Below are 19,869 nucleotides of genomic sequence, written 5' to 3'. Positions count from 1 at the left end.
TATGTCGTCACAATTAAAAAGCTGGTCTGTCTGGCATCGTGGACGGCATATCACTAACGCCGTGGAATATCGGGCACCAGATTTAGTGATTAAGACATCGGAGTATTTTGCGGGTCACATGGACGGCCCACGAATTACTGATGATGGTATACAGCCATTAATCGCCGGCCTGAGGATCCGTGGCGCTAATTTTGATGATCTTGCCGCCATAGGATTCAGACCTTTTATCAGCACAAGACTTGTTATTCGTGAAGGTTATCTTGGTTCTAGTGGGGTTTCGGGTATTGAAGATGAAATAGAGGGATTTATATCAAGAAGTTCTTCCGACCCAACGGGAAGTGCTGGGCGTGCGAATAAATCAACCTCACTAGAAATAGCGCTCAGTTATTACAGGCGCTCAGTAAACGGAAAAGAGAAGGTACTGTTAATACCAGGCGAAGGCGTAAGGCGGATAAATGGTATCGATACGCTTAATATCGTTTCATTAATGGTTTATCTGAGTTCAGTTCCTGGCGGTATTGATGGCATCGACTTCAGGAGTTTGACGCTATCTGATTTGATCGGGGAGGGTTTTTGATGGATATTTTTGGCCTGGCAAAGGTCGCGACCGGTGATGCTTTTGCCCTTCTTGATATTGGCGTAAAGCATAATTTTAAGACGATGATGACCCTCGGTGATTTTAATTTCAATATCGATGATGCGACCTATCAGAGCATCCAGCGGTCATTGTCCTGGCGCTGGGTGGAGCAGCAGCGTTTTGGCCAGCGTGACAGCCTTCAATACACAGGAAAGTCCACACCGACAATCTCTTTTTCAGGTGAGGTGTATACGGATAATCGCCGGATTCACCGACGATGATGCTGCCATCAAAAGGTGCAAAATTAAAACTGGCTATCGGGTTCGATGAGTTTCTGGTGGAAAAGGGGACTTTTGTTGTTGATTCAGTCTCTCTGCAGGGACCGCCGCGAGCCATCACTATCAGCGCGCTGGCTGTGCCCAGTAGCAACACACTGCATCCGTATAATATGCAGAGCCAGAAAACTCGCTCATGGGAGAATGTCAGTATTGGTGAGATTGTCAGAACCATTGCGGCAGAAAATGGACTTTTATCCAGCATATCACCGGAGCTTAACAACCAGATGCCCGGGCATCTTGATCAGCTCTATGAAAACGATGCTGAATTCCTGGCAAAACTGGCGCGGCAATACAACGCCATCAGTAAAGCGACAGGTGGATATCAGGTCTTTATGGTGCAGGGGACAGGAAAGTCAGCCAGTGGTAACCCACTACCAGAAGTGACCGTAACACCCTCAGGGAGGACATACTGGCAGTTTGCGAACCGCAGTAAAGCCAGTACTCCTTCAAAGACGGCGGCAGGAAATGGTGGAACTCTGCTGGTACCTTATATCGATGCGCAGACAGGAGAGCACAAAGTACTGAGGCATGGCTCCGGGATGCCCGAAATACCGTCTGGTTTTACTCAGCCAAGTCGTCAGGCTGCGGAGGCGTTTATACGGTCACGACAGCAAGATGCAGAGCGAGTCGCCGCGAACACCAGCCAGACAAAGTCAAAGCCCGAACCTGACTACCTTATGTCGATGTCCATCACGCAGCCTGCCACGCCTGAACTACTGGCACTGACCCCGGAGTGCACCGTCACCACTGAGGGTTTTGATCCACAGGCAGACTGCAGGTGGGTTGTCGATAATGTTGCTTTTATTTTGTCACCCTATGAGGGAATGTTGGTCAGTATCGAACTGAAGAAGTAATCACAAACTATTCGGGAGGCTCATCCCGAAAAATTTACACAGCGAGTAATCCTTTCATCAGTAAAGCCCTTTAGCTGCTCTGCAGCTTACATCACCCATGTTGCGTAAAGGACAGGCTGCGTCATTTTATTATGGACATCCCCAGGGAGAGGAGCGTCTGGTGAACAAAGTATTTGGGATTTAGGTCTTTTTTTCAATGAGAACACCTGGTTTGCGATCCTGTTTGCAACAGAGCCAGTTACAGTACGCCCAGCTTTTGGTGTTGACAGTCACAACACTCCACTCCCGGTCAGCCAAAAGTAGCCACTCATGGCTGACTGAGAAGCGGCATGGCAAACACAGTCGTTCTTATTAAGTCACCCGTTAGACTGAGGCGCCCCCGTCCACGACCAGATCCTGGCCGACCGTGTAGGCGGCTCCGTCGGAGCACAACCAAAGTACGGCAGAAGAAACTTCGTCCAGGCTTGCGACACGCCTGGACGGATTGGTCGCTGCGACGCGCGTATCGCGTGCCGCTTTGTCTTCTCCCACGCGGTAAGACATCGATGTATCAACAGGGCCGGGGCTGACACTGTTAATACGGATACCATGACTAATAGCTTCCAGCGCTGCGGTTCGCGTAAGGACGGTCACTGCTGCTTTGGAGGCGGCATAGGCACCTGTTCCTGGTCGAGTGAGGTGATAACCGACATTCGAGGCAATGTTGATAATGACGCCGTTACCGCCTTGACGCTTCATTGCGAGGATTTCATGCTTCAGACATAGCCATGTACCGACAGTATTGGTTGTCAGGATTTTCTGGAAGGTATCAAGCTCTGTCTCGTCAATGGTACCGGCACTAAACATACCTGCACCGTTGACCGCGATGTCCAGTCGCTCGCGGCCAGCGAGCGCTTTATCCAGAAGTGTCTGCACGCTCACTTCATTCGTGATATCAGCTTCTACCGCCAAATAGCTTCCTCCCTTACGCTCGATTTCCACGCCGGTTTGCTGAAGTTCGGCGATACGCCGACCAACCAGTACCACGCGGGCGCCTTCCGCCGCTAAAGCAATGGCAACATGTCGACCGATACCAGAACCGGCTCCAGTGACCAGGGCATTTTTTCCGTTGAGAGAACCTGTGTTCATTTGTACTCCTTTGTCATCACGTTTTTGAAAAATACCGGGCAACAATTTGCCGGTGTGGGTAGGTAAAAAGTCATCTTGTTGAGTCTCGCGGTCCTGATCTAAAACCGTGCTCTTTGGCAAGCCAGACCACGACAAGAGCGGCCAGCAGTAAGGCCAACAATATCCATGGAAAAGATGCAACGCCGTTTGTTTCGAGCAATAGCCCGCCAACTAAACCGCCGCCAGCGATAGCCAGGTTCCAGGCCGTCACTACCATCGACTGCGCAACATCAGAATTCTCTCCAGCCGTATCGGCTGAAGCCGTCTGTAATAATGTCGGCGCACCACCAAAAGTCAGCCCCCAAACTGCAACGCTAAGGTAAACCACCATCGGCACCGTGCCGCCGATCTGGAGTACCGCAGCGACGAGAGCAAATGTGCCTAAGCTGCTCATCACCAGTAAGCGTAGCCATCGATTGACCAACAAGCCCACGAGCCAAATTCCAAGCAACGAGGCGATGCCGAACACCAGCAGTACAACATCCACTCGACTGGAAAGTCCGGCAGATGCCAGGAAGGGCACGATATAGGTGTAGAGAATGTTATGCGCCAGCATCCATGCCAGAATCACAATCAGTACTGGACGCACGCCTGGGGTTCTGAAGACCTCGCGCACTGGCATGCGTTGGTCTGCTTCTTGCCCCGGATAGTCAGGTACCTTGAGCAGTACCCAAAACACCAGCGCTAACGTCAGGCCCGAGATGATCCCGAAGGTGCAGCGCCAACCAACCATCGTTCCAACCGAGGTCCCTAAAGGCATACCCAACGACAGCGCCAAAGGCACTCCCACCATCGCTATCGCCATGGCCTGTCCTTGCAAGGGGGCATTCACCATGCGTCGTGCATATCCAGCCAGCAACCCCCACGCCAGCCCTGCAGCGACACCCGCCAGGAAACGTGCGATTAATGTCAATGGATAGCTGGTTGATAGCGCGGTTACAGTGTTGAAAATGAGAAAGCCGATGATTGCCAGCAGCAGAACTGACCGTCTACGCCAGCCTCTGGTTGCGGCGGTCAACGGGATGGCTGTCAGAAGTGACCCGAGGGAGAAGACGGTCATGAGTTGCCCTCCCATGGCATCTGACACGCGTAGCCCCTCACTTATCTGTGGTAGCAAGCCAGCCGGAAGGATTTCGGTCAGCATAGCCACGAAACCGGTCATTGCCAGAGCGAGCAAACCCGCACGGGGAAGCTTTTCGGCTGTAGGAGCGCAAACGATGCCCGGAACTGGCGATGAAACCGTTTTATTCATTGTCGATCCCTTATACACATTTATATCGATTGGTATAAATATAATGATATTCGTCCCGGCTGGTCAATCACTTTTGTATCGGTTAGTATTTAAGTATTCTGTCTTAGAAAGAAACTTCCATGGCAAAAATGGGGCGCCCCCGCAACTTCGATCGAGATGAAGCGATCAATCAGGCCATGCTTCTCTTTTGGGAACACGGCTACGAATCCACCACGCTCACCCTGCTGAAGGAGGGGATGGGGGGAATTTCCGCGCCGAGTTTTTATGCAGCCTTCGGCTCGAAGGAGTTGTTGTTCCAGGAAGTAGTGGGGCGTTATATCGGGATGTATGGGCAGGTTGTTGCCAGCCTTTGGGATGAATCGTTGCCACCGAAAGAGGCCATTGAGCAATCATTGCGGCGTTCGGCAAGGATGCAGACAGACCGCAGCCACCCTCTGGGTTGCCTGCTGGTGCTTTCAGCCAGCACCTGTTCACCAGAAAATAGACATATCCAGAAAGCGATGGCCAACGAGCGCTCCAGGTCACGAGCGGGTCTGAACGCTTGCGTGCAGCGCGCCATCACTGCGGGCGAGTTGGCTCCTGCAACTGATCCGGCCGTGCTTGGCGCGGTGTTCTATACCTTCCTGACCGGGATTTCCATGCAGGCACGGGATGGCGTGCCGCTTTCCCAACTGAATGCGGCTATCAGCCAGGTTATGCGCGTGTGGGATAGCTGCGCGTCGGATGTTTGTGACGTCGCACGTTAACCGTTGTCGCTGCCTGAGCTTGTTTGGGTATCCAGGGGAGCCTCTCAAATGTTAAATCTGATCAATGTATTCTCTTTCGTACAGGTGGTGAACCATGAGGGTTTTACTGCCGCAGCACGGGTTCTACATATATCAAAGTCAACGTTAAGTCTGCGTGTTCAACAGCTTGAGAGTGAGCTTGGGGTGCAGTTGCTTAACCGAAACACACGAAAGCTTGGACTCACGAATGTAGGTGGCGAGTTTTATCATCACGCGCAGTCCTTGCTTCGGGAGGTTGAGGCGGCAGAAAATGTGGGCCGTCAACGACAATCGGAACCCAGTGGTACCATTCGGATCACATCGTCCGTAACAGTGGCACAATTTGCGTTACGCACAGTACTTCCCGGTTTTATGGACAAATTTCCGAAAGTCAGTATTGAACATCATGCTACAGATATCATTACAGATATCATTGGTGAGGGGTATGATCTGGCCATTCGTGGTCATTCGGGGCCTCTTCCTGATTCGTCGCTGATACAACGTCCCCTGGTGAAGGTTTCCTGGCATTTATTTGCTTCTGAGAGCTACCTAACGCAGAAAGGGGCACCACAACATCCCGATGATCTTTTGGCTCACAATGCCATCGCTTTTGGCCGCGGCACGGCTCAGCGTTGGTCACTGCGACACCAAGACGGATCAGCGGTTATCGTGCCTTATACCGCACGCTTTGTGAGCAACAACATGGTTGCGCTTAAACAGTTCGCTGAAGCGGGTTTGGGGTTGGTCGCCCTGCCGGATTATGTGTGCCGTGAAGATATGGCTGAAGGCAGGTTGGCCCGCGTATTACCGCTATGGTGTGCAGGTGATTCACAACTGACAGCCGTGGCTCCTGTTCAACAGGGGTGGTTGTCATCGGTTCGCGAGTTATTAGATTATTTGGTTGATGCGTTACCTCATGCCCTCGCCAGTCGCAGGGACCCCATTTAATGGGGCCTGTTACTCGATCAATACGGTTTAGAGACAACAGAACCGAACTTACCAGCGTGAAAATCATTCACCGCTTTCTCAAGTGAAGTTTCGCTTTCGAAGACAAACGGGCCGCGGGCAATTACCGGTTCATCGATCCGTTCAGCAGACAAAATAACACAATGAGCACCTTCACTTCCCTTCAGCTTGATAGTGCCACCCTGGTCATCGGCACTGATGCAGATCGCCTGATCTACTCCAATTTCACGGTTGTTATCAATTGTGATATGCCCCTTAATCACATGAATCCACGCATTCCATTTACCCGGCATAGGCACTTCAATATCGACATTCTTTTTTTGAAATTGTACGTCAAGCATCAGTATTGGACGGGGAGCCCGGGTTAAAGAACGATGTCCCTGAAAGTCCCCGGCTACGACACGCACTCGACTCCCTTCGTTTTCGATGATCGGCATCTTATCGCTGCTGATGTGGAAGGAATCTGCGGGCAAATTTTTCTGTGCTGCCGGTAAATTGACAAAAATTTGCAGGGCATGAATATGGGATTGCGTTCCAACAGGAATCTGTGTGTGCATAATTCCCCGACCAGCCATGGTCCAGTGGAGGTCACCTGCACCAAATATCGCATTATTGCCAAGAGAATCCTGGCTCACCATCGTGCCTTTCGCATCTTCAAAAACCAGCGTTACGGCAGAGAAACCTGCGTGGGGGTGAACCTCAAACGTAGGTTCCCACATGTGAAAATGATCAACCATAACAAAAGGTGACATCATTGCAGCAGGGAACAAATCATGTCGAAATTGGGTGATGGTGCACCCTGTACCTACCGGGTGCGTCGTTGCCGTAATGACATTTGATAGTTGAGTGCTCATTTAAACTCCTGTGCTTATTTTTGATTCTTAGGCTGAGGCATAATCAGAATGCGATGAACAATGCACCGACAATTCACTGAGCGAAGGTTTTAGATTAAATGTTGAGATTTATTGCTCCGTAAAATGTAAGCGAGTTGCTAACTGAATAGTACGTACCCACTCATTATTTTAGAAGCCAGTAAATTTATGACGCTGTGTTTAATAAAACAGGACAAAGACAACAGGTGTATTGTGTCTGACGCGGATAGCCTGAGTTTAACTGACACTCCTTCCTGAATTCCGGACCATTCACTTTTAGAGACCTTCCGACAAACTGATTTTGTGCGTGCGAGGCTAATTTCCGCTGATCGCTCGCAGCTGACAGCCCTTATTAATGGTCAATATTACTGATCAAATCCTTACTCTGATTTTTCACATTACCCACAGCTCGAGTTACAGGATGCCAGGTAAATTCATCTGATGGCACAGCTGTATCAAGCGCAAGTTCGCTGGCCTGTGCCGCTGTTGTTTCAGGATTCATCCATTCCAGTGCAGCTTCTGGTGTAAATACCAGCGGCCTGCGGTCGTGAATATCGACCAGACCTTTATCGGCCGCCGCAGTCACAATCAAAAATCCCTCTGCTTCATCCCCTGAATCAAACGGCTGTTTGCCAATCGCGGCAAAGTAGAGCGGCTTCCTATCTTTCCTGTAGATGTAATACGGCAGCTTTTTGTCCCCTTCCTTTTTCCATGCTTAATTTACAATCCCTGGTAGAGCTTCTCTCAAAATCTCCAACTCTTTTTTGTTTGCTTTAATCCAAAGTTTTTTCAAGTTTGGCATCGAAGCCAAGACATCTACTGTTTCTTCAGCCTTAATTACATTCGTTTCAACTAGATATAACGCAAAAATATTTCTATTTCCACGTAACTCGCTAATACTGGACAACTGTGGGTTCCCACTGAGATCTAGAATTCTTACGCTATCAAGCATTGTAATGATAGGGCCAACATCTAATTTCTGACATTTATTTAAAGATAAATAGCTTAAGCCCTGGATATTCCCGGTAATCTCAGAGAGTTTTCTTGCATGGGTCACACTTAATGACTCTACTGAATTCGAACATAAATCTATTGACTCCAATGAACGAACGATGGAGCAGTTCAATGAAATAGCCACATCTACTCTTACATTATTTATTTTAGAGTTGAATATATTAACATGCTTAACTCCATCAACTAATTCAGATGATTTATTTTGTTCTAAATAACCTTTACGAATGAATGCTCTTATGGCTTTCCAATCATCACGCTGCCACTCAGAGTTATAAACACAATCCAAAGCCGGCAATATAGAATCGAAGGTAGGCAATGAATCTTCCCACCGCTGCCACTCTGATACATTTTCTGGCGCCAATTTTATATATTTTTTAAAAGATGAGATATCCATGCTATCACTTACTTAAAATATGGGTTATTGAAGCCAGGAGGTCCATCACTTCCGGTATATTTTTCCATTTTTCCAGAGAAACAGCTCTAACCCCTGATGACTTATTCGGTAGCGGTATACGATTACTATCGAAGCCGATGCCCTAAAAGCGTCTTACGCGTCTAGCACTGTTTTAGCTTCTTCCTGGCGCATCAATCGGGGTAAATTCTACTTTGGATCCAGGAGCCAACTACCATCCGCGCTATGTAGATTCATACGTGTACTGTAGTCATTTATCGATCCAGTGTATACATTACCGTTTGTATCAGTAAACCTATATATACCACTATCAGAAGGCGCATCTTTACCTGAATTGATCTTCGTTTCTGACTTAGCCCCAACGCAGGGTTAAAGTAACGGTGCCGGTTGTAGGGATAGCGCAGCTCGCAGTCGGCCTCTTCGTTGGAGCATCCCCTAGGAAGCGTATGAGCAGTTGTGGCACCGCATCGGCGCGATGATTGCCTTGAGTTACTACCATCCTCTTTAACTTGCCAGAATCGTGAAATTTCAACTGAACAAAAAAACACCGACTGTATGCCGGTGTAAGGTGATAACTAGATCTGTACAAACTAGACATGTACACATTGCCTTTATTATTTGGTATCTAGGAAATCATCATTGTCCATGTAATAATTAAGGGCATCTATGAAAACAGATATTGGAGGGTCATTGACTTGTGAAACCACATTATTTATGACATCAACGAACTGTTCGCCATAATAACATAACTCCAGATCATTATTGACAACGTCCTCTGGAAAAACATCCTCTCCCCCCCTCTCTTTTGGATACTCATCAACAAAACAAACTGAACTGGAAGCAAGTGGCTCCATAGAGTCCTTAGAGTATAAGCAAAAATAGGAGCCTTGGTTAAAATTAGTGTTTTTTATGGCAATAATCAAATCAGATAATTTGACATAAGACTTCATTATAACTTGCATTTATTCTCTCATCTCTCGGTTGAGCTCTAAGCTGAAGTGCATATTTAAATATCGATATTTCTTATCAGCTCAGGGCTTTGGTTCTTCACATTACCAACCTCCTGGCCAACTGGGTGCCAGGTAAAGTCGTCTGCTGGAAATACTATATCACGGGCCAGCTCGCTGGCCTGAGCACCGGTGGTTTCTGGATTCATCCATTCCATGGCTGCTTCGGGCGTAAAAACTAGAGGTCTACGGTCGTGAATATCGGCCAGGCCAGAGTCAGCCGCCGCCGTCACAATCAAAAATCCCTCAGCTTCATCTCCCATATCAAACGGCTGTTTGCCAACAGTTGCAAAGAACAGTGGCTTCCTGTTCTTCAGGTAGATGTAGTACGGCTGTTTTATATCTCCTTCCTTCTTCCACTCAAACCATCCATCTGCGAACACAATCGCCCGGCCATGATTCCATAACGATTTGAACATCCGGCTGGTGGCCGCAGTTTCTACCCTGGCGTTTATCAATGGTGGTTTGTCCCACCATCCTGGTGAATATGACCAGAGCACTGGGTCGAGGTGTAATGAATTATCGCGGTTATTTAGCAGAAGAACTTTGGTGCCAGGCGCAACGTTGTAGCGGCTAATGGGCTCAGGGTCGTACGGGATGTCGTTTTCGGCCTCTTCGACCAGAAACGCCAAATAGTCGTCACGAGATTTGATCTGGGTGAAGCGTCCACACATGGTCACCTCCAGTAAAACTGAAAGTATAGATGACGACAGAATGACAACGTTTTCTCCTCGTAATTCCCATCGTTTACTTGTTCAATTTGCAGACATAAAGAACAGCCATGACAGGATATGAACTTCCGCACCTGACACCCCATGATTGGTAGCAAACTAAAAATGTGACTGAAAACGCTTCTGCAAAACTCATTTATTTTTCAATAAATTCAGTTAGTTAAAAAGCTGATATTTGATAGTAAAATACTCGTAGTAGTGATGATATTTATTAGTTAATTCAATCAAATATGGTTAATTTTTTTCTCTGCTGCTGCGTCATATGGAATGGTTCGAAGCGGCTGACTTAATTGTTAAAGGTATGGAAGGCGCGATTAACGCCAAAACCGTAACTTACGATTTCGAACGCCTGATGGATGGCGCTAAGCTGCTGAAATGTTCAGAGTTTGGCGATGCGATGATCGAACATATGTAATTAGCGATTTCGCTGATTTCGAAGCGGGAGCCTGGTGCTCCCGTTTTTTATACCTTCACAAAATCTCTTCCCCAAAACTTTTCCCCAAACTCCGGCTTTTTTATCCTGTTTTTACCTCTACTATGGTCCAGTCTTTGCCGCGATCATCGTTGTATTTATCAGTCATTTTCCTGGAGCGGTGGCCAAGCAGTCTTTGGGTAAAGGGACCTACATTGTGGACGCGTTGGCTTCTGGCGGTTCAGCCACTTCGCCTCATATTTTTAAGGTCACGGCGCGCGCCTATTCAAAAACCAATTCCCGTGGCCACAGTACGCTGCCGTCTCAAAAAACGCGATCCTGGTCAGGCGTCAGCCTGGGGATATCGTCAAATCCATTTCCGCTGAGCACCAGTTAACGGTGGGTATACCTGAGGAGCTGGCCAACATCCGGATTGAGCACATTGATCAGTTGGGTGGGAGCGATATGAATCTGCTAACGCGACTGGCAGAGCGCTACGGTGCGCTGAGTAAAGTGACACACGACCGCTGGGTTATCACTCCACGTGAATCTGTCACGACGGTCGGCGGTAAAACCAAAATACTCAGAATTGGCAGTGGAGAGCCAGTGGTCCAGTATTCCTGGCCGCAACCAGATCTACAGTCTGCCCGTGAAGTCGCAGCAGGTTTTTCGACAGCTAGTAAAAAGAGGTTGATGGGCATGAATGTTGGTTTGGTCGCGACACCCGAGCTAATGAACCTGATTACGACACAGGGATTTGGCAGCACGGAAGACAAAGACTGGCATATCTCGCGATTAAACATAGACCTGATGAATCAGGGTTTTTTAGTCAGTCTGGATCTCGAATGAGTTATATCTCAATACGCCAGCGTGATAAATGATATATGTGCATTAACTCAAATAATTGGTGTTATTTATATTCTTTAAATAGAGTCGTTTATTTGGATTTTCAAATAATGAATGGTGATTTTTTTGTTAAAAAACAACAGTATACATAGATAATTAAGAAAGCATTAAAACCTGATTATCGTTCAGGGTGCTATTCTGTTCATTCATTTGTGGGGATAATGCTTCCCATCGAAAGGCAGCGAATATATGAATGTTTTATTTAACTACCTTTTTAAATTCCCCACCAATATGAATGAAAGGACTACTCATGAAAAAAATTATTCTGGCGAGTTTGATTGCTGCTGCGGCATCTTCCTCTTATGCTGCAGAAACTACAACACTTAAAGTACAAGGCAAGATCATTACCGCTGCCTGTACGCCAAACCTGAGCAATGGCGGCGTTGTAGATTTTGGCGCAATTAGCCTTGGCGAATTATCTGCTACTGACGTGACTCAATTGGGTCAGAAAAATATTACCCTTTCTATCACTTGTGATTCTGCAGCTAAAGTTGCATGGACAACATCTGATGACAGAAATGATTCTCTCAACAATATTGAAATTGTGAATGCTGATGCTATTGGCGGGAATACTGCTGAAGCAGCAGCGCAATATGGCCTGGGCAAAACCGCAGAAGGCGTGAATATTGGTGCTTATGCAGTTACTGTAAACGTCCCTTCTGTGACGGCTGACGGCGCAGCTAAAGACGCAATCAGCACCGATGACGGCACCGTATGGAGCAAATCAGCAACCGGTAGCATGTTGAATGGCAACGGCGGTTTTATCCGTAATATGACTGTGGCTGAGAGTGGTTCACTGGCTCCAGTCGCCTTCACCCAGGCTTCATTCCCATTGTTAGTGACCGCTGCGGTTGATAACAGCACTAACCTGGCGATTACTGATGAAACCATTCTGGATGGCCAGACAACTATCAGCCTGGTTTACCTCTGATATTCATTAGTTATTTAATCTACGTATTTCAGAGGGCTTAATGCCCTCTATGTTAAAAATTATGATGGAAGGATAGAGCCTTAATTTAAGGTTCGTATTAGCCACCCTCTAATATTCACATTCAAAATGAGGTTTTACATGAAGAAAATAATTCTGGCTACATTAGTGGCAGCTGCTACTTGCTCTTCTTATGCGGCGGAAACAACCCAGCTTAAAGTACAGGGTAAATTGGTTGCTGCAGCCTGTACCCCTTCTTTAAGTGATGGTGCTGCGGTTGATTACGGTGATATTTCTGTTAGCTCACTGAACGCAACAGAAATTACCCAGATGGGCAACAAGCATATTACGCTGACTATTGAGTGTGATTCAGCTACCAAGGTTGGTTTCACCAATGTAGATACCCGTGCAGATACCGATCCGAATATTTCGGTAAAATTTGATAACGGTGTTGTTCTGGGTAACCCAGATAATATCTTCGGCCTGGGACAGACTGCCGAGGGTGTGGGTATTGGCTCTTATGGTATTCGCGTTGACGCAGGTAACGTTACTATAGATGGCGTTGTGACACCGATTATTTATCAGCAAAAGGAGCATGCACCTGATGCAGGATGGACTGCAAGCTCTGGTACTTTGCAGGACAGAGATTTCCGTACTATTACCGCTGGAGATCCTAGTACACCTAAGGCCTTTATCACCGGTATTTTCCCTATGACGGTAGCAGCAGCAATTCAGCCAACCCAAACGCTGAACATGACTGATGAAACGGCGCTGGATGGTGAACTGACATTTAGCCTGGTTTACCTCTAATAACACCGTTGTTTCTCAAGCTTTAGCGGGGGCAATCAGCCCCTGCTAGTTTTAATATTGATTTATAAGCAGCATATATTTTCATCTGACAAACACCATTAATTAAAAATGACTTTGTTACTGCCGCACGGACTGGCTGGTATTTATTTTTGTGAAAATAAGGCTGATAAAAGTGGTTTTATTTTATTCCCAGTCTGAAGCGACTCATTGTTATTTGCTTCAGTAACCAACTAATTGCCCAACATTCTGGGCATTATTACAGGATTAACTGAATATGTTTTCACCTTCTAAATTATCTCGTGCTGTGATGTTGAGTCTGCCTTTGTTTTTTGCCGCAACGCATATGACTCCGACAATAGCAGCAGGTTTGGTGCCTGAAACATCGTTGCTGCTGATTGAAGAGTCTGAGAATGGCGGAACAATTAACCTCACCAATACCGACTCTTTACCTAATTTGCTTTACACCACGATTAACGATTTACCGGACGATAAAGGCACACATCTGACGGTGACGCAGCCCGTTGTGCGTGTTGAACCCGGCCAGACTCAGCAACTGCGTTTTATTTTGCGCACGGATGCACCGCTGACCACCGAGCATTTAAAACGTGTGGTATTTGAGGGTATTCCGCCGAAAGACCCGTCTAAAAATATGAAGATAGGTTTTAACCTGCGCCAGGATATTCCGGTTCTGATCCATCCGAAAAACTTGCCGGTAGTGAAAGATGCCTGGACGTTGCTGAAATGGTCCACTGCAGGCAACACGTTGACGGTGAAAAACCCGAGCCCATACGTAGTACGCATGGGGCAAGGCGTTGAAACACTGCCTTCTTCTTCCCGCGCGAAACTGGCGAAAAGTTATATTCTGCCGGGCGAAACGATGACCGCCACACTGAATAAATCACCAGGCAGTGACAACCAGTTGAAATTCACTCCGGCCAGCCGTTACGGCATTGATGTGCCGAGTTATACCGCGCCACTTAATAAATAATTGACCTATTGAGAAAACTTAATGCTTAAATTATCAACAGTATCTCTCTACGTAAACGCATTGCTTAAAAGTGCGCTACCCGTGGTGATATTAATAAGTACGCATGCTTACGCACGAGAATATACTTTTGATACTAATATCCTGAAACAACGTGGAGTCGATTCCAGTGTTAATAGCTATTTTGCTAATGAAGCAAAATTCTTACCGGGTATGCATTCGGTTTCTCTGAAAGTTAATGGTAAAGATAAAGGCACGCTGGCGGTCCGTTTTGGACCGCAGGGCGAGCTGTGTGTTGATAATGAATTTTTGTCGGCTGCCGGCCTGCAAACCATAAAAGATCCCGATCCGCAGTCATGCCATGACTATCGCGAAGAATATCCAGGTGCCACGATAACGCCGGTGCCTAACGCGGAACGGCTGGATCTGGTGGTCCCCCCGGAAGCGGTGAATAACTCGCTGGATAATACGCCGGCGAATGTTATCCACGGTGGCACGGCAGGGATGCTGAACTACAACTTGTTCAGCACCTCCAGCCATTACGACGGTGGCCGTTCTGATTACAGCCAGGCACAGCTGGAAGCGGGCGTGAATATCGCCGACTGGTTTGTACGCAGCAACTATGTCTTTACCGATAGCGATGGTAACGTTTCTGCCAACAGCCTGTACACCTACGCGGCGCACACTTTTGTCGACCAAAAAATGCAGTTGCAGATTGGGCAGGTTAACGCTAATTCCGGTCTGTTTGCTGGAGCACCGATTAACGGTTTCCTGTTAACGCCGGAAAGCGCCTTAATTGCCGGTGATTCTGGTGTTACGGTAAGCGGGATTGCGCGTATGCCTCAGGCGCGTGTTGAAATCCGCCAGACCGGCCAGTTGATTTATTCAACGCTAGTCCCCGCAGGGCCATTCGCGCTGGATAACGTGCCGATTGTGCGTACCAATACCGATCTGGACGTTACCGTGGTGGAGACTGACGGCACCACCAATCATTTTGTTATCCCTGCTTCCAGCCTTAACGCAAAGCGGCTTTCCCGGCCATTGGGGTTTTCGATGTCGGTGGGGAGAGTCAGGGATACCGATTCTGATTACAGTGACCCGACTGTGGCTAATTTGTCAGATGGCTGGAGCCTTAGCCCCAACTTTAACCTGACCGCGTCGGGCGTACTGGCCGCTGATTACCAGGCTGCGGGTGCCATGATCGATTATCTCCCGTCGAACAACTGGACGGTGGGGGCCAGTCTGCTGGCCAGTAAAGAGTCTTTTGGTGATTCAAGCCAGGGCACGAAAAGCGAACTGTCCACCAGCTTTTCGCCGGTGAATTCGTTGTCGGTATCGCTCGCTGCGGCAAAATATTCCGCGGATTACCGCGAGCTAACCGATGCCATGAATGATGATTACAACAGTTATCAGAGCAGCTTTAGCTCCTCGGTGAGCTGGAGCCAGGGGCCGTTAGGGACATTTTCCCTCGGTTACAGCCTGAATAAAGGCACTGATGATAATGAAGATTCCCGCTATGTTAATGCCTCGTGGGGGAAGACGTTCAAATACGCCTCGGTACAGGTTAACTGGCAAAGCCAGGTGGGGAGTACCGACGAAGACCAGGAAGATGAAGATCTCTTTTATGTCAACGTCAGTATCCCGATTGGCTCGCAAAGCATTAGTACGCATATGCGTAAACAAGGGGATGACACCTCGTACGGTGTCTCCACCAGCGGCGAGATCACGAAGAACAGCAATTACTCGATTTCCGTCGATCAAGATCAGAACGACAACAGCACCAGCTTCAATGGCAACATCAATTCCAACCTCCACTACACGCAACTGAGTGTCGGGGCGGGTGGCAGTAACGATCATCAAAGCAATTACAACATGAGCCTCAGCGGGGGAATCGTGATGCACGACAACGGTGTGACCTTCTCGCCTTATTCGGTGAAAGACACCTTTGCGATTGCCAGTTTGAGCGAGCCTGTGAGCGGCATTGAAATTTCCACCCCACAGGGCACGGTCTGGACGGATGCCTGGGGGCAAGCGGTGATACCGGGTATGCCACTGTATCGCAATGCACGTATCGAAATTAACGGCAACACGTTGCCTCAGAGCATGGATCTGGCAAACGGCACCAAGATGGTTGCAGCGGGGCATGGTTCGGTCGGGAAAGTCGGTTTCAAAGTGATGAACTCGCGCAGGGTCATGATTCAGGTGAAACTTCCGGATGGTCAGTTGTTAAGTAAAGGAAGCTCAGTGGTGGATGATAAGGGCAATTACGTGGTTACCGTGGTGGATGATGGTCATGTCTTCCTGAACGATGTAGAAGGGATTTCTGCACTTTATGTCACCAATGATGACGGTAAACGACAGTGCCAAATCGACTGGAAGCTGGCAGACAAACAGGACAAGGAAGCCTTTTACGAAGAAACAGAGGGCGTATGCCGATGAGAACATTTTCCCGAATCACAACGATCGGCGCGCTGGCGGTTATCAGTAGCTTTATGGCCGTACCCGCCAGCTTTGCAAACAGCGATTGCCAGATGACGCTTTCGCAACCCGAAGTGGATTTACAGGTATTGCGCCAGGACGAGGCGGTAAAGACCGGGCAAGGCTGGAGCGTGATGCAGGAGAAGGACATTAACGTCAACGTGTTCTGTACCACGCCTCGCAAAATGGCGGTGTTCTTCCACGGTAACGCAGGGGATAAAGGCTATTTCAGGTTTGGCAGCCAGAGCGGCCTTAGCGGCAAAGTGTCGCAGCTGATGGTTGACGGGCAACACTACCCGATGGCGAAAACCGTTAATCCCGGCAGCTTTTTGCCGGACGGCAGCGCCGCGGAAGAACTGCTGGTTCATAACCGTGAAGGGATTATGGCCGTTAATGGCAACTCTGCGGTGCAAGGGCAGCAAATGAATTTCAGGCTGACACTAACTCCGGTATTGAAAGAGAGTGAGTTTAAGGTGTCTGACCGTACAACACTGACTTCGGATATCGGTCTGGTGATGATCGACGATCAATAAATGACTGCGGCGGGAGAGGAATTCTCGTTTTCTTTTAAAGGGTATTTCTCACTTAGCTCCATTCCAAATTGAAGATCATCGAAATGAATAAATTACTTTTCGCCACTTTACTTACCATGGCAACCAGCTCCGCTTTTGCGGGTGAAACCAGCACCACTCTTAAGGTGCAGGGGACATTGACCACTTCAGCCTGCACTCCCACGCTGAGCAATGGCGGGATTGTGGATTTTGGCACGATTCAAGTTAGCTCCCTAAGCTCGACGCAACCCAATAGTTTGGGCCAAAAAGATATTAGCCTCAGTATTACGTGTGATTCAGCCACCAAGGTTGGTTTTACCGTTATCTCCAATCATGAAGAGGGTAATCCTTATAATAGTGTCGAGTTCAGCAATGGAAATGTTGTGACCAACCACGACAACCTCTTTGGTTTAGGAAAAACCGCAGAGAATATCGGAATCGGTTCTTATGGTGTGTGGGTTGACGCCTCTTCAATAAACGTTGATGGTTCGACAGCACAGCTGATGTCCAGGGGGACTGGCAGTAATCCAGGTGACTGGAATACAAGTATGGGTGTCTTAAGGGGCAGTGACTCCATAGTGACCTCTTTCGGCAGTTTTAATGAACCAGTAGCTTTTAACAGCGCAACATTTTCTCTGGAAGTTGCAGCGACGGTGCAGCCGACTGATACACTGGCTATTACTGACACAACATCGTTGGATGGTGAAATGACAATTAGCCTCTTTTACCTCTAGTGGTACGAAAAACGAATCACGTTTTTTTTATTAATTAACAAAATGAAAGGATATTTATGCGGAACATAATGATGGCCAGTGTCATTCTTAGCCTGGCTAATTCTTCTTATGCTGCAGGGAGCATTCCGCTTAAGGTTGAGGGGAAAATATTAACCGCGTCTTGCACACCCACATTCAGTAACGGTGGCGTTATTGATTACGGGAATATAGTTGCCAGTACTTTAAACCCTACTTCTGCAACTAAGCTTGAGACGAAAAACATCACACTAACCATAAATTGTGTTTCTCCGACGAAAGTAGGATTCAGCTCTAATGACGATCGTCAGGATAGTGATGCGGCATTGTATAACATTAATGTTGACCCCGCCTATAATTTTGGTCTGGGAAAAACAGCCACGGGCGTGAATATTGGATCTTATGCCGTGCAGCTTAATAACAGCGCAGTAACTGCAGATGGCGTGAATGCGAATCTAATTTATATACAGAAAGATAACTTCTCGAACCCTGATAGATCATGGACAGATTGCGGTGGCTTCTATGCGCAGTCACTTCAGCAAGACAACTGGCGTATTATGACGGTAGGGACTGGCCTGGACCCTATTGCATTTACAACAGCAGAATTCCCGATGGGGGTCACTGCGGGGATTCAGGCAACGGATACTCTTGGACTTATCGATAATACGCCGATTGATGGTCAGCTGACTTTTAGCTTGATTTATCTTTAAGAGCTTTGGGTAACAGCATAAATGTGTAAACTCGCGTACAAATGCGGGTTTACACTATGGTTTCAATATCAAAGCTATACTTAAGGAATATTCTAAGATGAGAGCTTTTCCATGAAAAAAAGTCATGCTGTTGATGGTTTTATCACCATGAAGGGATTCGACCTTAACCTCCTGAATGTTTTTGAAGCTGTTTATTTGTATGGCAGTGTGACCACCACCGCAAATGTGCTGAGCACTACCCCTGCGGCCATAAGCCAGGCTTTAGGTCGATTACGCGTTTATTTTGGCGACCCGCTTTTTATTCGCCAGGGTCAAGGGTTGAAACCCACCATAAATGCTACCTATATTCATGAAAAATTGGGTGGGACCTATGACGATTTGGTTTCTCAGTTTCACGATTTAAAAAATGAGAATGATAACGAGAATAAGAACAAGTTGGTGATCAACTGTTCTCTTTTTTTAGCAACAAGAATTCTCGGTCCGTTAATAAAAATCATGGATAAAATATCCCCAGAAAGTCATTTGGTTCATGACAATAATAATAATTCTGTAGAGTCGGTAGATGATGTGTTGACTTTCAGAAAGGCGGATATTGTTTTTGATGTCAGCCCGCATAGTAATATGTCACGAAATACTTACAAGATTTACGAGGAACAATTTGTCGCTGTCTGTTCGCAATCGCATCCCCGGCTTAAAAGTACACTCATGTTCAGTGATGTACCCAACGAACGATTTGTCAGTATCACATCGGATAGCACCGAAATAAGCGCGGCTAAAACCGAAATAGAAAATGCGATTAATATGCAGAGAAAATTTCGTTTTCAGGCTACATCCACTATGGCTGCCCTGAGTTTTGTTGAGCAGTCGGATGCGGTGACTTTTGCCCCTTTAAGCGCGTTCAATAAATATAAAGAGTGTTACAACCTAAAGATGCTGGAAACTGAATTTCTCCTGCCATCAGTGCCGATATATATGGTGTACAACAAAAGCGCACTGAACAGTCCGTTCCTTGCCAAAGTAGTGTCCGGTTTGCAAGAACATTTCTCTTTGCCATATTAATTAGTGGCAACGGTATGGATGCAGAGGCTTTCCGTGTTAAGAATGGGTTGGCATGGCGGGCATTGATCAACTCTCCGTCGCTCGGAAGTACAAAATCGGGTGGTCCAATTACTACAGTCGATGCCGGATTGATGAGTGCAGAGGTCAACTGTATCCGTATCAATGACAATAACTCCCCGTCTTCATGTTCATGATAAAAGCGCTCCACGACCAATCATCCCCAAAACTAAAATTAACTATTTGAGAAACAGTAACTTAACGAAGGGTGGTTTTAGTAAGCAGAGTACAAACTTGAGATTGTATTTTTCAATATTTTCAAATAGTTGA

Annotated in this window: 20 protein-coding genes and 3 pseudogenes; 15 read left to right on the top strand and 8 right to left on the bottom strand. The window is 47.3% G+C overall.

The window, feature by feature from the left end; translation table 11 throughout:
* Position 1: 1 nt before the first annotated feature.
* Genes MNO13_RS15220 through MNO13_RS15210 form a run of 3 tightly spaced genes read left to right on the top strand, consistent with a single transcriptional unit; the run spans position 2 to position 1,769 of the window.
* Positions 2 to 577 (top strand): phage major tail tube protein, encoded by a 576-nt coding sequence (locus tag MNO13_RS15220; protein ID WP_241938959.1) that lies wholly within the window; start codon positions 2 to 4, stop codon positions 575 to 577.
* The gene (locus MNO13_RS15215) at positions 577 to 858 is read left to right on the top strand and encodes a phage tail protein (protein ID WP_241938958.1); all 282 of its coding nucleotides are present in this window, start codon (positions 577 to 579) and stop codon (positions 856 to 858) included. The genes MNO13_RS15220 and MNO13_RS15215 overlap by 1 nt, the downstream gene beginning before the upstream one ends.
* Positions 855 to 1,769, top strand: coding sequence for a hypothetical protein (locus tag MNO13_RS15210; RefSeq protein WP_241938957.1), 915 nt, complete (start codon positions 855 to 857; stop codon positions 1,767 to 1,769). Before MNO13_RS15215 ends, MNO13_RS15210 begins: the two co-directional genes overlap by 4 nt.
* 363 nt (positions 1,770 to 2,132) lie before the next feature.
* Here MNO13_RS15210 and MNO13_RS15200 read toward each other — a convergent pair whose 3' ends face one another.
* Positions 2,133 to 2,897: an SDR family NAD(P)-dependent oxidoreductase gene (locus MNO13_RS15200; RefSeq protein WP_133522626.1), complete on the bottom strand. Its 765-nt coding sequence runs from the start codon at positions 2,895 to 2,897 to the stop codon at positions 2,133 to 2,135.
* A 70-nt stretch (positions 2,898 to 2,967) separates the two neighbouring features.
* Positions 2,968 to 4,188, bottom strand: a complete 1,221-nt coding sequence (locus tag MNO13_RS15195) for an MFS transporter (protein WP_338423840.1) — start codon at positions 4,186 to 4,188, stop codon at positions 2,968 to 2,970.
* A 119-nt stretch (positions 4,189 to 4,307) separates the two neighbouring features.
* Here MNO13_RS15195 and MNO13_RS15190 point away from each other — a divergent pair, with 119 nt between their 5' ends.
* Positions 4,308 to 4,934 (top strand): TetR/AcrR family transcriptional regulator, encoded by a 627-nt coding sequence (locus MNO13_RS15190; RefSeq protein ID WP_133522624.1) that lies wholly within the window; start codon positions 4,308 to 4,310, stop codon positions 4,932 to 4,934.
* 48 nt (positions 4,935 to 4,982) lie between these two features.
* Positions 4,983 to 5,900: a LysR substrate-binding domain-containing protein gene (locus MNO13_RS15185; protein ID WP_232886719.1), complete on the top strand. Its 918-nt coding sequence runs from the start codon at positions 4,983 to 4,985 to the stop codon at positions 5,898 to 5,900.
* Between the two features lie 17 nt (positions 5,901 to 5,917).
* Here MNO13_RS15185 and MNO13_RS15180 read toward each other — a convergent pair whose 3' ends face one another.
* From MNO13_RS15180 to MNO13_RS15160, 5 genes and pseudogenes are all read right to left on the bottom strand, one after another.
* A complete protein-coding gene (locus tag MNO13_RS15180; protein ID WP_133522622.1) occupies positions 5,918 to 6,772 on the bottom strand; it encodes a pirin family protein in 855 nt (284 codons plus the stop codon).
* 370 nt (positions 6,773 to 7,142) lie between these two features.
* A pseudogene (locus MNO13_RS15175) lies at positions 7,143 to 7,502 on the bottom strand (SOS response-associated peptidase family protein); the annotation flags it as partial.
* 3 nt (positions 7,503 to 7,505) lie between these two features.
* Positions 7,506 to 8,198 (bottom strand): leucine-rich repeat domain-containing protein, encoded by a 693-nt coding sequence (locus tag MNO13_RS15170; RefSeq protein ID WP_133522620.1) that lies wholly within the window; start codon positions 8,196 to 8,198, stop codon positions 7,506 to 7,508.
* Between the two features lie 632 nt (positions 8,199 to 8,830).
* On the bottom strand, positions 8,831 to 9,178 hold the full coding sequence (locus MNO13_RS15165) for a DUF7716 domain-containing protein (RefSeq protein ID WP_133522619.1): 348 nt from the start codon (positions 9,176 to 9,178) through the stop codon (positions 8,831 to 8,833).
* A 44-nt stretch (positions 9,179 to 9,222) separates the two neighbouring features.
* Positions 9,223 to 9,897 carry an SOS response-associated peptidase family protein gene (locus MNO13_RS15160; protein WP_241938956.1) on the bottom strand — a complete coding sequence of 225 codons (675 nt, stop codon included), beginning with the start codon at positions 9,895 to 9,897 and terminating at the stop codon, positions 9,223 to 9,225.
* A 304-nt stretch (positions 9,898 to 10,201) separates the two neighbouring features.
* Here MNO13_RS15160 and MNO13_RS15155 point away from each other — a divergent pair.
* A pseudogene (locus MNO13_RS15155) lies at positions 10,202 to 10,369 on the top strand (NADP-dependent isocitrate dehydrogenase); the annotation flags it as partial.
* A 100-nt stretch (positions 10,370 to 10,469) separates the two neighbouring features.
* Here the strand turns inward: MNO13_RS15155 and MNO13_RS15150 are convergent.
* Positions 10,470 to 10,568, bottom strand: a pseudogene (locus MNO13_RS15150) (hypothetical protein); the annotation flags it as partial.
* Positions 10,569 to 10,831: 263 nt separating this feature from the next.
* On the opposite strand from MNO13_RS15150, the gene MNO13_RS15145 reads away from it, so the two are divergent.
* From MNO13_RS15145 to MNO13_RS15105, 9 genes are all read left to right on the top strand, one after another.
* The gene (locus MNO13_RS15145) at positions 10,832 to 11,215 is read left to right on the top strand and encodes a hypothetical protein (RefSeq protein ID WP_241938955.1); all 384 of its coding nucleotides are present in this window, start codon (positions 10,832 to 10,834) and stop codon (positions 11,213 to 11,215) included.
* Between the two features lie 307 nt (positions 11,216 to 11,522).
* The gene (locus MNO13_RS15140) at positions 11,523 to 12,203 is read left to right on the top strand and encodes a DUF1120 domain-containing protein (protein WP_064547701.1); all 681 of its coding nucleotides are present in this window, start codon (positions 11,523 to 11,525) and stop codon (positions 12,201 to 12,203) included.
* 138 nt (positions 12,204 to 12,341) lie between these two features.
* Entirely contained in the window at positions 12,342 to 13,010 is a 669-nt protein-coding gene (locus tag MNO13_RS15135; RefSeq protein ID WP_064547699.1) for a DUF1120 domain-containing protein, read from the top strand.
* Between the two features lie 274 nt (positions 13,011 to 13,284).
* On the top strand, positions 13,285 to 13,998 hold the full coding sequence (locus MNO13_RS15130) for a fimbria/pilus chaperone family protein (RefSeq protein ID WP_064547698.1): 714 nt from the start codon (positions 13,285 to 13,287) through the stop codon (positions 13,996 to 13,998).
* 21 nt (positions 13,999 to 14,019) lie between these two features.
* On the top strand, positions 14,020 to 16,434 hold the full coding sequence (locus tag MNO13_RS15125; RefSeq protein ID WP_241938954.1) for a fimbrial biogenesis usher protein: 2,415 nt from the start codon (positions 14,020 to 14,022) through the stop codon (positions 16,432 to 16,434).
* Positions 16,431 to 17,006, top strand: a complete 576-nt coding sequence (locus MNO13_RS15120) for a DUF1120 domain-containing protein (protein ID WP_121815412.1) — start codon at positions 16,431 to 16,433, stop codon at positions 17,004 to 17,006. Before MNO13_RS15125 ends, MNO13_RS15120 begins: the two co-directional genes overlap by 4 nt.
* An 83-nt stretch (positions 17,007 to 17,089) precedes the next feature.
* Positions 17,090 to 17,758: a DUF1120 domain-containing protein gene (locus tag MNO13_RS15115; RefSeq protein ID WP_064547694.1), complete on the top strand. Its 669-nt coding sequence runs from the start codon at positions 17,090 to 17,092 to the stop codon at positions 17,756 to 17,758.
* A 68-nt stretch (positions 17,759 to 17,826) separates the two neighbouring features.
* Complete coding sequence (locus MNO13_RS15110; protein ID WP_162303049.1) at positions 17,827 to 18,483, top strand: DUF1120 domain-containing protein; 657 nt, start codon at positions 17,827 to 17,829, stop codon at positions 18,481 to 18,483.
* 111 nt (positions 18,484 to 18,594) lie between these two features.
* Positions 18,595 to 19,542, top strand: a complete 948-nt coding sequence (locus MNO13_RS15105; RefSeq protein ID WP_133522612.1) for a LysR family transcriptional regulator — start codon at positions 18,595 to 18,597, stop codon at positions 19,540 to 19,542.
* Positions 19,543 to 19,869: the final 327 nt, after the last annotated feature.

This window comes from Buttiauxella ferragutiae (assembly GCF_022637515.1).
GTDB lineage: Bacteria > Pseudomonadota > Gammaproteobacteria > Enterobacterales > Enterobacteriaceae > Buttiauxella > Buttiauxella ferragutiae.
The sequence above is the reverse complement of the archived record's forward strand: the minus strand, read 5'-3'. Positions and strand labels throughout refer to the sequence as shown.

Coding starts and splice junctions, on each gene's coding strand:
- MNO13_RS15200 (WP_133522626.1), bottom strand. CDS start 2,897: ATGAACACAGGTTCTCTCAACGGAAAAAATGCCCTGGTCACTGGAGCC.
- MNO13_RS15120 (WP_121815412.1), top strand. CDS start 16,431: ATGAGAACATTTTCCCGAATCACAACGATCGGCGCGCTGGCGGTTATC.
- MNO13_RS15180 (WP_133522622.1), bottom strand. CDS start 6,772: ATGAGCACTCAACTATCAAATGTCATTACGGCAACGACGCACCCGGTA.
- MNO13_RS15125 (WP_241938954.1), top strand. CDS start 14,020: ATGCTTAAATTATCAACAGTATCTCTCTACGTAAACGCATTGCTTAAA.
- MNO13_RS15145 (WP_241938955.1), top strand. CDS start 10,832: ATGAATCTGCTAACGCGACTGGCAGAGCGCTACGGTGCGCTGAGTAAA.
- MNO13_RS15105 (WP_133522612.1), top strand. CDS start 18,595: ATGAAAAAAAGTCATGCTGTTGATGGTTTTATCACCATGAAGGGATTC.
- MNO13_RS15165 (WP_133522619.1), bottom strand. CDS start 9,178: ATGCAAGTTATAATGAAGTCTTATGTCAAATTATCTGATTTGATTATT.
- MNO13_RS15115 (WP_064547694.1), top strand. CDS start 17,090: ATGAATAAATTACTTTTCGCCACTTTACTTACCATGGCAACCAGCTCC.
- MNO13_RS15135 (WP_064547699.1), top strand. CDS start 12,342: ATGAAGAAAATAATTCTGGCTACATTAGTGGCAGCTGCTACTTGCTCT.
- MNO13_RS15130 (WP_064547698.1), top strand. CDS start 13,285: ATGTTTTCACCTTCTAAATTATCTCGTGCTGTGATGTTGAGTCTGCCT.
- MNO13_RS15220 (WP_241938959.1), top strand. CDS start 2: ATGTCGTCACAATTAAAAAGCTGGTCTGTCTGGCATCGTGGACGGCAT.
- MNO13_RS15190 (WP_133522624.1), top strand. CDS start 4,308: ATGGCAAAAATGGGGCGCCCCCGCAACTTCGATCGAGATGAAGCGATC.
- MNO13_RS15210 (WP_241938957.1), top strand. CDS start 855: ATGATGCTGCCATCAAAAGGTGCAAAATTAAAACTGGCTATCGGGTTC.
- MNO13_RS15140 (WP_064547701.1), top strand. CDS start 11,523: ATGAAAAAAATTATTCTGGCGAGTTTGATTGCTGCTGCGGCATCTTCC.
- MNO13_RS15185 (WP_232886719.1), top strand. CDS start 4,983: ATGTTAAATCTGATCAATGTATTCTCTTTCGTACAGGTGGTGAACCAT.
- MNO13_RS15110 (WP_162303049.1), top strand. CDS start 17,827: ATGATGGCCAGTGTCATTCTTAGCCTGGCTAATTCTTCTTATGCTGCA.
- MNO13_RS15170 (WP_133522620.1), bottom strand. CDS start 8,198: ATGGATATCTCATCTTTTAAAAAATATATAAAATTGGCGCCAGAAAAT.
- MNO13_RS15160 (WP_241938956.1), bottom strand. CDS start 9,897: ATGTGTGGACGCTTCACCCAGATCAAATCTCGTGACGACTATTTGGCG.
- MNO13_RS15195 (WP_338423840.1), bottom strand. CDS start 4,188: ATGAATAAAACGGTTTCATCGCCAGTTCCGGGCATCGTTTGCGCTCCT.
- MNO13_RS15215 (WP_241938958.1), top strand. CDS start 577: ATGGATATTTTTGGCCTGGCAAAGGTCGCGACCGGTGATGCTTTTGCC.